This is a genomic window from Desulforegulaceae bacterium, assembly GCA_034006035.1.
Classification (GTDB): Bacteria; Desulfobacterota; Desulfobacteria; order Desulfobacterales; family JACKCP01; genus JACKCP01.
On the sequence record JAVETN010000003.1, the window covers coordinates 107,682 to 121,008 of the forward strand.

Here is a 13,327-nt window from a genome sequence, read left to right on the forward strand (position 1 = left end):
TTTGAATATTTTTTATTTTTGAGTCACTTTTATCAAAGATTTATTGTTTTTGTAAACTATAACTGCTTTAAAAGATAAAGTAAAAATTTAAGAGAATCCCTGTTTTTTTAGATCTAATTATTGTTATCATCTCTATTACCTTGATAATTTTTCTTATTTCTGATTTTAAAGCGGTAATATCATATTGATAATTAAAAAAATTTCAAGAATTTCTATATTTATATAAAAACTTTAAGGAAAAACAATTTAAAATAAAAAGGAAAAGAGCATGAAAAAAATTATTTTGTTTTTAATATTTTTTTCGTTGACTTTGGAAGCTTTTGGAGCATCTCTTTATGTTACAGATTCTTTTGAAGTAACATTGCGAACAGGAATGGGAACAAAACATAAAATTTTAGGAATGGTACCTTCTGGAGAAAAGCTTGAGGTCCTTGAGTACGGAGATCAATGGACAAAGGTTAAAAGGTCAAACGGGATAGAAGGATATATTCTTACAAGGTTTTTAATGGACGAAGAACCAAATTTTAAAAAATTTTCATCTCTTACTTTGAAGTTTGAGGCTCTTTCTTTGGAAAATGAGAAAAATAAAGAAGAGCTTAAAGCTTTGAGAGAAGAAAATTCTGAACTAAAAAGGGATCTTAATTCCGTGGGGAAAGATTTTCAAGACCTAAACGGAAAATATAAAAAGCTTAAAGAAGAATCGTCTAATTATCTTAAACTTAAGAAGGAGTTTGAAGAAAAAGCTAAGCTTCTTGAAGAAAAAAATATTGCCACAGCAGAGCTCAAATCAAAGCTTATGGAAAGAAACGTGAAAATATTTCTTGCTGGAGCCAGTGTACTTCTTCTTGGTTTTATAATCGGAATGAGCACAAAAAAGAAAAAAAGAGGACTATACTAATACTAGCTGAAAAAATAAAACTGTCATTTTGTCGTTCTTGAGTGGATTTAAATTATCTGGAGCTAAGATAAAGTTTTAGTCAATTATTATAATAATTATAAGAAAGAACTTGTTATGGAGATTAAAACGGATTTTCTTGTCATAGGAAGCGGTGTTGCAGGTCTTATGTTTGCACTTAAGGTGGCTGACAGTGGAAAAGTGAGTGTAGTAACCAAAAAAGATATTTTTGAAACAAACACATCAAAGGCTCAGGGAGGGGTTGCCTCTGTTTTTGATGATAAGGATTCCTTTGAGCTTCATATTAAAGATACTCTTGAGGCAGGTGATGGTCTTTGCAGTGAGGAAGTAACTGAAATGGTTGTATCTGAAGGACCTCATATGATCCAGGAACTTATAGACATGGGAGTGGAATTTGATCGGATTGAAGCTGACCAAACAAAACTTGACCTTGGAAGAGAAGGCGGTCATTCAGCTGAAAGAATAGTACATTCAGTTGATATGACAGGAATGGAAATCCAGAAAGTATTGGTTGAAAAGATAAAAAATCACCCAAATATCGATGTTTATGAAAATCATATAGCAATAGATCTTATCACCAAATCAACAGTGATAAACAGAGGGATGATTGTTACAACCTGCGAAAGAGAATGTACAGGGGCTTATATTCTTGACAAGATAACTAATTCAGTAAAAAGCTTTAGTGCAAGAAAAACAGTTCTTGCCTGTGGAGGAAGTGGAAAAGTTTATCTTTATACAAGCAACCCCGATGTTGCAACAGGAGACGGAATAGCCATGGCATTCAGAGCAGGGGCCAGTGTTGCAAATCTTGAGTTTGTTCAATTTCACCCAACCTGTCTTTTTCATCCCAAAGCAAAAAGTTTTCTTATCTCAGAAGCTGTGCGGGGAGAAGGTGCTGTTTTAAGAGATGGCAGAGGTAAGAGATTTATGAAGAAATACAGTCCTCTTGAAGAGCTGGCATGCAGAGATGTTGTTGCAAGAGCAATAGACCATGAAATGAAAAAATCAGGTGATGATTCAGTATTTCTTGATATCACCCATAAAGATCCTGCTTTTGTAAAGAAAAGATTCCCAAATCTTTATAAAAAATGTCTTGAATACAATATAGATATGACAAAAGATTATATTCCTGTAGTTCCTGCCGCCCATTATATGTGTGGCGGGGTTGCAACTGATCTTAATGGCCACTCAGATATAAAGAACCTTTATGCTGTAGGTGAAACTGCATGCACAGGACTTCATGGAGCAAACAGGCTTGCAAGCAACTCTCTTCTCGAAGCTCTTGTATATGCTGACAGATCAGCAAAAGATGCCCTTAAAACAACAGATTTTAATACCTTAGTTAAAGATGTTCCAAAATGGGATGAGTCAGGAACAACAGACAGTGACGAAGCTATAATGGTTTCTCATAATTGGGATGAAGTAAGGCTTTTTATGTGGAATTATGTGGGAATAGTAAGGTCAGATAAAAGGCTTGAAAGGGCAAAAAGAAGAATTAAAGCCATCCGCAAGGAAATAAATGAATATTATTGGGATTTTAAGGTTACCCCTGATCTTATAGAGTTAAGAAATATAGCTCTTGTTGCAGAGCTTATAATCAAGTGTGCAAGAAAAAGAAAAGAGAGCAGAGGGCTTCATTTTTCAATAGACTATCCTTTTAAAAATGATGAGGATATTCATAATACCATTATCAGTCTGAACTAAATAAACAGCTTTTTTTAGCCGGTCACAAAACTTAAACCTCAAAATAATTGAATATTTTGAGGTTTAAATTTGAGACTAAAATTTTAATAAATCTGAATTATCCTTGCCCTGTTAACATCATTTACTTCAATATCATAAGCTTTTTGAGGGGTTCCATGAAAACATTTAAGATATTCAGCAAAAGCATCCTGTTCGCCTCCTGTTACAGCAAAAGAGCTTTCCTGTGGATCTTTTGAAAAATCAACCCCTTGGTTTAACCCTTCTCCTTTAAAAAGATTTATTCTTTCAGGTGAGGAAAGTAAGTTAAAAGGATAGGAATTGCCCCCATCTGCAAGAAAAGATAAGGTTACAAGTCTGAATTTTCGTTTAGGATCTCCAATAATTTTCCCATTAGAAACAAGATGGTCTTTGATAGTAAAGTCTTTATTTAAAACTTCCAGTTCAATAATTCTATTTCCTGTTCCCTTTGAAGTTCTTGGTTTTTTGTTCAGATCATAAGCTATTCTCATTCCTGCAATCTGGGGAAATTGTCCTGGGTATTCACCTTCACCGCTAGCTGAAACAGAATGCTCCATTATGTCTTTTAGTTCCTTTGCTGTAACTGAAAAAGACACAAGGCCATTGTCAAATTTAAGAACTGCTCTTAAATGACCTTCTGAGATTGCCCCTTTTTTGGTTCCTGCTTCTTCATTTTCAGGGGGAGGAGTTAAGGTTAGATCTTTTGGATCTGTTGAGCCCGGGGGAACAATTGCATTTCCAATTTCTGTTCTTATTCCGCCTCCGTTTTTTACTGAAATATCAATATGAGAGTCTGAAAGAAGGTTGGCGTACCATAAATTTGCGTCTGAGGTAAGGTTTCCAAGATTTGTTTCACCAGTTCTTACTTTTGAGTTTCTTCCCTCAAGAAAGACATTTGTAAATCCAAGAACATTTGAGTATTGTGATTTTATAACTTCTTGAATTGCATCTCTTATTTCAATGATTTTCTGATCAGGGGTTCCTGAAAATAAAATTGTATTTTCATTTGTTGACGCAATGGGTCCGTTTAAGTCAGGGTCAAGTTTTGAAGTAAGAATAATTCCTTTATAATTAAAATCAGTAACAAGTCTTCCAAGATATTTGTAATCAGCATCAACATTTACAACTAGAACCGGTTCGTTGGAAGCAGAGCTGATTAAGAGTGGATAGCTGTCTTTTGCCTCATCTCCGGGTAAAAGGATATCATTTTCATCTGCAAGAATAGTGTTTGAACCGCCGGCAACAATTATATCCACATTTTTAAGAAGGGAGGCTAATTCTTTTTCAATTGAAATCTGCTGCATATGGGCAAGAAGAATGATTTTGTTTATTTGTTTTTCTGAAAGTTCATCAACATATTTTTGAATTATTTGGGCAAGTTCTTTTATATCTGAGCCTTGAGAAGGAAAAACTTCAATCTTGCCTGTGGAAGTGATACTTGGAAATTCAGGAGAGGATGCCCCCACTATTCCTATTTTTTCTCCGTTAATTTCGATAAAGGTTGATTTTGCCAACTTTCCTGCGAGGTTTTCTATTGATTGACAGCTTTTTTCAATTTCAACATCTGTTCCCGGGCCAAAAAAAGGCTCTTTTGAAAAATCCATATTGCATACAAGATGAGGGAACCAAGCCTTACTTGAACTATTGTCAGCACTTATTGCACCTGCAAAAGCTTCAGGGCCTGCGTCAAGCTCATGGTTTCCAACAGCTGAGGCCATTACTCCAAGTCTGTTTAAAATTGCCATGTCCGCACTTCCCGGATTATTGCTGTTTGTAAGAACACTTACTTTATCATGCTCAGCTGAATAAAATCTTGGGCCCTGGATAATATTATCTCCAGAGCTTACAATAATGGTAGGGTAATCAGAGTTATTTTTAATGCCGTTGATTATTGATGAAAAATTATCAAGATTTTTAAGGGCTTTGTCTTCATTTCCGTCTATATCTGAAAAATGAAGAAGCTGGAGTGTAAATGCGGTTTCAGCCTGGTTTTTGTTCGAACTTAAAGAAGAGCAGCCAACTGATATGGCTAAAGTTACTATAGCATAAAGAATAAAAAGTTTATTTTTCATTGTTAATTCCAGTTAATTGGTTGATTGGATTTTAGGATCATTGTGAACAGCCGTTTACAATAAAAAAGTGAATAGTTTTTTCAGATTCTTTAGTTAAAATAGGACATTATTAGCTGATTGAATAGCAAAAATAATAAATTCAGACAACGTAATTTATAGAGAAATTGAACCAGGATAGTTTAATATTAATATTTTGGTTTTAAAGTTAAATTTTTTTATATTTCCCTTGCAATTTCTGCAACAAGCAATGGTTTATTGTTTTTATCAATAGCTGCAACAGCTGTATAGCCTTCAAATTTTTTTGAAAACCCTTCAGGATAATCAACCTGGCTGAGATTGAAAATATTTTCTCCAGTTTCAAAAGTTTTTAAAGTATGGCAGTTTTCGCAGGGAGTATCTCTTTTCATATAAACCTTATGACATTTTTTATTAAGAGGAGGCTCAAGAGCTGCTTCTATGGCTTTTTTATTTGCCCATACAATATTTAATTCTTTATCTAACACAATAATTACTTCAGGAAGAATCTCTGTTATTTTTTCAAAATCTATTGTAATCTTTTCCATTAAATGCCCTTTTTAGCTTTTATTTATGAGGTTACTTTTATGCTTTATAGTAGTTTTTTTCATATACCGACAATCGGTACTGCCACAGAAAAAAAAATCTGGGATTGTGGTATTTGTTCAATGGATGATTTTTTAAATTCACCTCCTGATTTTATTTCTAAAAAAAAGAAAGAATTTATTTTTGATCATATAAAATTATCAAAGGAAAAAATACAAATCAATGATCCAGTGTATTTTATTGAAAATCTTCCCCCAAAAGAACATTGGAGAATTTTCAACCAATATAGAAATTCATCTGTTTATCTTGATATAGAAACAACAGGCCTTGATTTTTACCATAGCCATATAACTTCAATTGCAATCTACGACGGAAAAAAAATAAAATATTATGTTTATGGTAAAAACCTGAATGATTTTATTAATGACATTAAAGACTACAAAGTAATAATAACTTATAATGGCAAATCATTTGATATTCCATTTATTGAAAAATTTTTTAATATTTCTTTAAACCATGCCCACCTTGATTTAAGGTATATTTTAAAAAGTCTTGGATTTTCCGGAGGGCTTAAATCCTGTGAACGCCAATTTGGAATAGAAAGAAAAGATCTTCTTTCTGAATTAGATGGTATTTTTGCAGTGGAACTCTGGAATGATTATCTAAGAAGGAAAAATATTAAAGCTCTTGAAACTCTTTTATCATATAATATTGAAGATGTGCTTAATCTTGAACACCTGATGGTGGAAGCCTATAATAAAAAAATACTTGAAACACCGGCAAGGTTATTTCCTCTTTTGCACAAAGAAAAACCTGCAAACCCCTTTAAAATTGATTATAGCACAATGGAGTATGTACAAAAGGTGGTATCCATAAACTGGTGTTGAAATTTTTTTGGTGCCCCGGCTTAAATAAACCGGGGACTTTTCTGCTTATGAATTTATGAGCTCACTATCCATACAGCTTTGTCAAAGGCCATTTGAACGACCTTTTCGCCGACACGTCCTATTATAAAATCCTGAACTTTGGAAACACCTTTTCTTCCTATAAAAATTGTACCCCAATTCTTTTTTTCAGCAGTTTCGTAGATTCCCAGAGCACGGCTTAGGTAAGATTCAATTATCCCTGTATCAGAATTTTTTGGATCAAAACCAAGGCTTTTAAGTTTTTCAACTGCTTTTTCAAGCTCTGGTTCAATTTTTTTGTTTCTGATTTTAACTCTTTCATTTTCCATGGACATTGAATCTGGATCAATGTTTGTAAAAAAAAGATTATAATCACCCTGGATTAGCTTTACAGCTCTTGAAACATGCCTTAAATGAATCTTTTTGGATGAATTGCAAAAAATCTGACCAGCAAGCTTTACACAAGCTTTTGATCCTTCAGAACCGTCAAAACCGATTAAAATATTTTCTGTTTCAGGGTTTTCACCAACAAGAACAAGAGTAGTAAAACTAAGTTTTGAAATAAGCTTTGTCGCTACAGAGCCAAGAGGAATATTTCTCATATTGCTAAGCCCTTTTCTTCCTGCAAAAACAGCAGAGTAGCCTTTTGAGGCCTCAGCAATTATGTCTCTTGTTATTCCTATTTTTCTTGGTTGAGTTTTGATATGGATACTATTTTCTGGAAATCCTTCATCAACAAATTTTTGCTTTGCCTTGGAAAGCGTATTTGTAAAAACCTTATTGTGTTTGGTAATCCAGTCTTCCATGGTGTCTCTGCTCAGACTTTCCTCTGGAATTGCATCTATGTCCCAAAATGACTCGGGAATATCTGTTCCAACAAGGAAAAGAACTATTTCTGAATTGTTTTTAGGAAGAACCTTTGATGCATAATTAACAGCTTCAAGCGAAGTCTCTGAACCATCCAAAGATATGAGATATTTTTTATTGTCCATTTAGCACCCCCTGTGCATTAATTGTTATTACTCTTGTACAATGCAATCAAGGTGCCAAAAAAAACATTTATTGTTGTTGTAAGAAAACCATTTAATTTCAAGATGTTGTCTTATTACTGGGGAGAAGTTTTTTGGAGAGGCAAAAAGAAAGTCAATTCATTTACATAAAGTGTAAAATGATTTTACATTTTTTATTAAAATTTTCAGGCTTTAGTTTATAAAAAATATATTTATATTGTTTTTATCAGTGATTTTGGAAAGCAAAAGGCTTCTTTTCATGGGCAGGGACTTTTCTTTTTATTATTTATGATATAAATTATTCAGTGAAAAATATTTTTTTAAAACTATTAAATGTTGATAATTTTATCAGTAAAGAGGAAAATCATGAAAATTAAAAGGCCTGTATGGTATCTTCCTGAAAAGGATCTTGTTCAGGTAATAGATCAGAGAAAACTTCCCCATGCTCTTGAGATTTTTGATATAAACAATTCAGATGATACTGTTTATTCAATAAAAAATATGGTTGTCAGAGGTGCTCCTCTTATCGGTGTTACTGCAGCCTGGGGTTTTTATATGGCAATTAAAAAAACAGGTGCTGATGATGATTTTGTGCTTGAGACTGAAAAAAAAATAAACAGTTCAAGACCAACAGCAATGAATCTTTTTTATGCTACAAAAAAAGTAAGAACAGCTGTTTTAAAAGAAAGTTCCCTGGAAAAAAGAATTGAGGCTGCAAAAAAAATTGCTGAAGAAATTGAAGCCGCAGAAGTTTATAATTGTAGAAAAATAGGTGAATTCGGTCTTGGTCTTATTGAAGATATTTATTTAAATAAAAAAGATGTGGTAAACATTCTAACACATTGCAATGCAGGATGGCTTGCTTGCGTTGAATATGGAACTGCAACCTCTCCAATTTATTTTGCCCATCAAAAAGGAATTCCGGTTCATGTCTGGGTTGATGAAACAAGACCTTTAAATCAGGGTGCAAGACTCACTGCGTGGGAGTTGATGGAAGCAGGGGTTCCATTTACTGTAATTGCAGATAATACAGGTGGATATCTTATGCAAAATGGTCATGTTGATATGGTAATTGTGGGAAGCGATCGAACCACAGTTAACGGAGATGTGGCAAATAAGATAGGAACATATTTAAAAGCTCTTGCAGCAAGGGACAACAAAATTCCTTTTTATTCAGCACTTCCGGGTTCAACTATAGACTGGGAACTTGAAGATGGAGTAAAAAACATTCCAATTGAACTAAGAAATGAAGATGAAGTCAGATATATTGAAGGCCTTGGTTCAAATGGGGTGGAAAAAGTTCTTCTTACTCCTGAAAATGCCCGGGCTGCAAATTATGCTTTTGATGTTACACCTTCAAGACTTGTTACAGGAATTATAACTGAAAGAGGAATTGCAAGGGCTGAAAAAGAAGACCTTTTAAGGCTTTTCCCTGAATACAGATAAAATTTTATTTTAATGCTTAAAAAGATTTGGGGCTGCCATACTTAGCGGCAGCCTGTTTATTTTATTATTGGAATAATTTGTTTAGCTTTTAAGCTGAATTTTTATTGTTTTTGAAGAATCTAACTTTTAGAATCAACTGCCAAATCTGTCCTTACCAAACCACAGATAGAACATTTTGTATTTCAATAAATTGTTCTATGATTTTGTGTTTGTGCTTGTTCGTTAATTTTCTGCTTCGTATATCAAGGCCAAGGGTTCTTTGATTTTCTTTAATATCAGCTGAAACTGAAGTGTTTTGAACTATAATTGGATATTCCTTAAGTATTTTAAGGCATTGTTCTTCAATAAATTCAGCGTGGGTAAGTTCTGAAACTATTGAAATTTTACTGTATTTTACAGAAGGTATCATTCTGCCTATAGGATCTAATCCGATAAGGACAAAAAGGCCGATTGCTGTTCCTGCAATTGCAGGTATATAAAAACCAAGCCCTATTATTATACCTATTGCAGCAATAAACCATACGCAAGCGGCAGTTGTAAGCCCTCTTATCAAGTCATTTGACTTAAGAATAGTTCCCCCTCCAATAAAGCCCACACCTGTAACAATCCCTGCTGGAATTCTCCAGGGGTCTATTCTAAAAACAGAGTCTACTCCCATGGGGATATAAAACGCTTGAAGAGTTTGGGAGCTTGCCATTAACATTGTTGAGCCAAGGCATACAAAAATATGGGTTCTAAGCCCTGCGGCTCTGCCATGGAATTCCCTTTCCATTCCCACAAGACCACTTAAAAAGGTTGCAAGTAAAAGTTTAATTCCAAGCTCCATATATTCGTTTGAAATTTCAAACATAGCCTATCCTTTCATATCAAAAAAATTTACACTTTAATTGGTTTAAGTTAAGGACTGTTTTGAAAAAAAGTCAAATTTAAAAAGAGTTTGATTCAGTTTATTAAGAGGGTCAACTTAAAAATTTCTCTTTCCAGATTTCAGGCCTGTTGTAAATTTTAATTCTTTCTAAGAATCTATGAGCAAATGCTTCTTCGTAAGGTAGTTTAAGAGTTTTAGCTCTTTGGCATTCAATAATGTTTGCGGCATGAACTGCTCCGGTTACTCCAAATTCTTTGTCTGACGACATTGAGGGGTTGTGATGATATAAAATTGCTTCAATTATTTCAAGTGGAAGCCCCCAGGCCCCCATTAAAAATGCTCCGATTATTTCATGGGAAGAGTTGAAAATCAGCCTTTCTTCTTTAATAAAATCTGAGTTTTTGTTTTCAATATTTTCAAGAGCCTGTTTGTATTCTTCAGGAAAATTTGAAGCTAAAACAAGCTTTCCACAGTCATGAATAAGGCCTGCCATAAAAGCCTGGTCAGCACTGTAGTCAGATAGACCTTCCATAATTGCTATTTCTTTTGCAGTTTTTGCTGTTGCCATTGAGTGAAAGTGGAGTTCTTTTTGAAAATTAAGGAAGTGTTTTTCAAGCTTTAGTTTTGAAAAAATTTCATGGTTCAGCACAAGAGATTTTACAATGTCTATTCCAAGAAGAACAACAGCTTCATCAACTCTGGAAATTTTTCTAGGAAGGTAAAAAAAACCTGAATTTATCAGTTGAAGTATTTTAGATGTCATTGAGGGATCTGTTGAAATGATTTCACCTGTTTTTTTTGTGGATGATATTGGCGAATTAAGTTCCCTGACTATTTCATTGTATTTTGAAGGAAGACTTGGAAGAGAGTCAAGTTTTGAAATTGTTGTGCGTAAACTTTTGTTTTTTAGAATACTTTTCATTGCAATGGTTCGTTTAATCATTGATTTAAGCTTTGAGCCGCTTACAGGCTTGTAAATAAACTGATGGGCAATTGGAACTGCGGTCATTATTTTTTTTTCATCGGTTTCTCCGGAAAGAAGAACTCTGTCAGTATGGGGAAATCTTTTTTTTATTTCTTTTAAAAACTCATTGCCGTTTATTTCTTTCATTTTGTATTCTGTAATAATTATATCGGCTGGCTTTTTTTCCATAAATTCAAGTGCGGTTTTTGTTGAATCAAAAAAATGAAGATCCCATTGATTTTCATTGGATTTGAGCATTCTTTGAAGGCTTTTCAGGATGTTTTTATCTTCATCAACAAAAAAGATTAAAGGTTTTTCATCTGGTTTTGATTTCATCAACAGACTTTTTGATTCTTTTTTTGGTTCCGATTTTTGTGTTTCAGTTATAGCTGGAAGCGTTATTGTAAAAACAGTTCCAAATTCAGGGTTTGAAGAAACTGAAAGTTTACCATTATGCCTTTCAATTATTGCTTTTGAAATTGAAAGACCCTGACCTGTTCCCTTATTAATTTTTTTTGTTGTAAAAAAAGGATTGAAAATTTTATTTATTATGTTCTTTGGTATTCCTTTTCCTGAATCGCTTACTTTTATTTTTAAAAGGTTGTTTTCAAGGCTGGTTTTAATTTTTATAAGATGATTTTTTCTTTCTGTATTTTCCTCTATAGCATGAACGGCGTTGATTATAAGATTTATAATGACCTGGCTGATTTCTCCTGGCTGGCATTTAATTAAAGGAAGGTTGTTTTTAAAGCTGGTTTCAAGTTCTGCAGAGTTTTTCCATTTGCTTTTTGTAATGGTTACTGCATTTTCAATGATTTTATTTATATCTGAAGATACAGCTTGATGAACAACCTGCCTTGATATGTTTCTTATGGAAAGAAGAATAGCTGTGATTTTTTCTATCCCGTCTATAGACTGTTTTAAAGCTTGGGGGACTTCATCTTTCAAATAATCCAGATCTTGTTTTTTTGCTGATTTTTCTGCATCATAGATAGTTTTTTCGTTTATTTTTCCTTTTTTTGCACTTTCAATAAATTTTGAAAAACTGGTTAATGACTCAAAAATAATAGGAAGGGATTTATTAAGAAAACTCATATTGTCTGCAATATATTGAACAGGGGTTGCAATTTCATGCATAATTCCTGAGGTAAGTTTCCCAATTGTTTCAAGCCGTCCCCATTCAATTAGTGTATCCTGTGATATGTCTTTTATATCCAAAATCTTTTTTCTTTCAGACTTAATGTGTTTTATAGTCTTTGCAACCATGGTTTCAGCTTTGCTAAGTTTGAGCAAAGTATCTAAAGTTGAAAGGAAAAGGTTTTTATCAAGAGGTTTGATAAGAAAATTTTCGTAACCGTATTTTTTAAATTCTGGAATAAGATTAGAATTATCTTTGTTAAGTAAAATGGAAAAAATTGCTTTAAAGTTTGTTTTTGATGAATTTATTTTTTCAGGAAGTTCCTTAATACTTATTTGATCTGTTTTAGAATCCACAAAAATTATGGAAAAATCTGTTTTTGATGCTAGCTGAATAAGTTCTTCACTCGAATCTGTAAAAAACCCAAAAATATTTTTTGAATTAAGAAAGTCCTCAATCTCTGCTTTTTCTTTATCAGATTTTATAAGTGATATTATCTTTACTGTTTTTTCAGTATGATTCATTGGGTGTTCCTGTGTTTATTGTCTTTTATTTACAAATTTTTCAAAATCCAAAGTTAGAATTGGCGGTTCATTGTTTTCTTCAGGTTCGGGTATATTTGAAAAAGAAGTTTCAGGTTGAGGTTTATTGTCTAATAAAATTTTTTTGATAATTTCCAGTTCATTTGAAATTTTATCTGTATTTTCAACAAATTTTTTTAAAAGCCCTAGGGCTTCAATTTTATTTATTTCTTCATCGGGTTTAAATTTGTTTTTATCAGAAGTTTTTTTGGGTTGTTTTCTTATTTCTGAATTGTTTTTTCCAGAAGACTGTTTGACAAGTTTGAGACTGCTTTGAAAAAAATCAGAACAGTTTTTTATAAAAGAATCAAAGGTCTTTGTCTCATGGGGGGATTCATGCTCTGATTTTAAAATAAATTTTGTAATTTCATTTACTGCTTCAGAGGCAGGGCTGTCGGGGTATTTGATAAAAAAAGGGGACTGGCTTGAAACAGAATCAGAAACTCGCTCATCTTCTGGGATCATTCCAAGATATCTGAGATCAAGCTTTATATATTTGGAAACAGTTAGATTAAATTTTTCAAAAACCTTTTTACCTAAATTTAAGTTTTTGCATCTGTTTACAATTATATTGACCCTGTTTTTGTAACCGTTGAATTTAAGCACTTTCAAAAGGGAATATGCGTCTGTAAGGGATGTAGGCTCTGGAACAATTGCAAGAACAAGAAAAGATGAGGCAAGGCAAAATGAAATAACCTCCCTGGATATTCCTGCTCCTGTATCTATAATAATATAATCATAGCCCTTTAGGTTGGAAAATTGGTTCAAAAGACTGCCAAGGGTTTTTTTATCAATAAATTCAAATTGCTCAACGCCAGAGCTTCCCGGAATTATATCTATTTTGTTCCAGTTTTTTATTATTATTTCTTTTAGTTTCTTTTTGCCGGAAATTACGTCTTCCAAATTAATGGAAGAAGCAAGTCCCATTAAAATATTTACATTTGCAAGACCTATGTCTGCATCAAAAAGGCAGGTTTTATATCCTTGTGAGGCTAGTGAGACAGCAAGATTAACCGCTATATTTGTTTTTCCTGCTCCGCCTTTTCCGCTTGTTATTGTGATTATTTTCAAGAAAAACTCCTTTTAATTTTTTACAACCTGATAAGTTTTATCAAATTTTTCAGGATTTATTTTAAAATGTGAA

General features: G+C 33.0%; 10 protein-coding genes. 4 read left to right on the forward strand and 6 right to left on the reverse strand.

Annotated features, from left to right (window positions below; genetic code table 11):
• The first annotated feature begins 268 nt into the window (after nucleotides 1-268).
• Together RBR53_03705 and nadB are read left to right on the forward strand one after the other, a co-directional pair.
• Nucleotides 269-898 carry a TIGR04211 family SH3 domain-containing protein gene (locus RBR53_03705; GenBank protein ID MDY0131753.1) on the forward strand — a complete coding sequence of 210 codons (630 nt, stop codon included), beginning with the start codon at nucleotides 269-271 and terminating at the stop codon, nucleotides 896-898.
• A 114-nt stretch (nucleotides 899-1,012) separates the two neighbouring features.
• On the forward strand, nucleotides 1,013-2,620 hold the full coding sequence (gene nadB, locus RBR53_03710; protein MDY0131754.1) for an L-aspartate oxidase: 1,608 nt from the start codon (nucleotides 1,013-1,015) through the stop codon (nucleotides 2,618-2,620).
• 83 nt (nucleotides 2,621-2,703) lie between these two features.
• Here the strand turns inward: nadB and RBR53_03715 are convergent, their stop codons facing one another.
• Complete coding sequence (locus tag RBR53_03715) at nucleotides 2,704-4,710, reverse strand: bifunctional metallophosphatase/5'-nucleotidase (GenBank protein MDY0131755.1); 2,007 nt, start codon at nucleotides 4,708-4,710, stop codon at nucleotides 2,704-2,706.
• Between the two features lie 215 nt (nucleotides 4,711-4,925).
• Nucleotides 4,926-5,273, reverse strand: coding sequence for a hypothetical protein (locus RBR53_03720; GenBank protein MDY0131756.1), 348 nt, complete (start codon nucleotides 5,271-5,273; stop codon nucleotides 4,926-4,928).
• A 39-nt stretch (nucleotides 5,274-5,312) separates the two neighbouring features.
• On the opposite strand from RBR53_03720, the gene RBR53_03725 reads away from it, so the two are divergent.
• Nucleotides 5,313-6,158 carry a ribonuclease H-like domain-containing protein gene (locus tag RBR53_03725; protein ID MDY0131757.1) on the forward strand — a complete coding sequence of 282 codons (846 nt, stop codon included), beginning with the start codon at nucleotides 5,313-5,315 and terminating at the stop codon, nucleotides 6,156-6,158.
• A 53-nt stretch (nucleotides 6,159-6,211) separates the two neighbouring features.
• On the opposite strand, the gene RBR53_03730 is transcribed toward RBR53_03725, so the two are convergent.
• On the reverse strand, nucleotides 6,212-7,168 hold the full coding sequence (locus RBR53_03730; GenBank protein ID MDY0131758.1) for a universal stress protein: 957 nt from the start codon (nucleotides 7,166-7,168) through the stop codon (nucleotides 6,212-6,214).
• A 384-nt stretch (nucleotides 7,169-7,552) separates the two neighbouring features.
• On the opposite strand from RBR53_03730, the gene mtnA reads away from it, so the two are divergent.
• Nucleotides 7,553-8,632 (forward strand): S-methyl-5-thioribose-1-phosphate isomerase, encoded by a 1,080-nt coding sequence (gene mtnA, locus RBR53_03735; protein MDY0131759.1) that lies wholly within the window; start codon nucleotides 7,553-7,555, stop codon nucleotides 8,630-8,632.
• Nucleotides 8,633-8,783: 151 nt separating this feature from the next.
• On the opposite strand, the gene RBR53_03740 is transcribed toward mtnA, so the two are convergent.
• The 3 genes from RBR53_03740 to RBR53_03750 form a co-directional block, all read right to left on the reverse strand.
• On the reverse strand, nucleotides 8,784-9,482 hold the full coding sequence (locus RBR53_03740) for an MgtC/SapB family protein (protein ID MDY0131760.1): 699 nt from the start codon (nucleotides 9,480-9,482) through the stop codon (nucleotides 8,784-8,786).
• Between the two features lie 109 nt (nucleotides 9,483-9,591).
• Entirely contained in the window at nucleotides 9,592-12,126 is a 2,535-nt protein-coding gene (locus RBR53_03745) for an HDOD domain-containing protein (protein MDY0131761.1), read from the reverse strand.
• Nucleotides 12,127-12,141: 15 nt separating this feature from the next.
• Nucleotides 12,142-13,254, reverse strand: a complete 1,113-nt coding sequence (locus tag RBR53_03750) for a P-loop NTPase (protein MDY0131762.1) — start codon at nucleotides 13,252-13,254, stop codon at nucleotides 12,142-12,144.
• Between the last annotated feature and the right edge of the window lie 73 nt (nucleotides 13,255-13,327).

Coding starts and splice junctions, on each gene's coding strand:
- RBR53_03705 (MDY0131753.1), top strand. CDS start 269: ATGAAAAAAATTATTTTGTTTTTAATATTTTTTTCGTTGACTTTGGAA.
- nadB (MDY0131754.1), top strand. CDS start 1,013: ATGGAGATTAAAACGGATTTTCTTGTCATAGGAAGCGGTGTTGCAGGT.
- RBR53_03715 (MDY0131755.1), bottom strand. CDS start 4,710: ATGAAAAATAAACTTTTTATTCTTTATGCTATAGTAACTTTAGCCATA.
- RBR53_03720 (MDY0131756.1), bottom strand. CDS start 5,273: ATGGAAAAGATTACAATAGATTTTGAAAAAATAACAGAGATTCTTCCT.
- RBR53_03725 (MDY0131757.1), top strand. CDS start 5,313: ATGCTTTATAGTAGTTTTTTTCATATACCGACAATCGGTACTGCCACA.
- RBR53_03730 (MDY0131758.1), bottom strand. CDS start 7,168: ATGGACAATAAAAAATATCTCATATCTTTGGATGGTTCAGAGACTTCG.
- mtnA (MDY0131759.1), top strand. CDS start 7,553: ATGAAAATTAAAAGGCCTGTATGGTATCTTCCTGAAAAGGATCTTGTT.
- RBR53_03740 (MDY0131760.1), bottom strand. CDS start 9,482: ATGTTTGAAATTTCAAACGAATATATGGAGCTTGGAATTAAACTTTTA.
- RBR53_03745 (MDY0131761.1), bottom strand. CDS start 12,126: ATGAATCATACTGAAAAAACAGTAAAGATAATATCACTTATAAAATCT.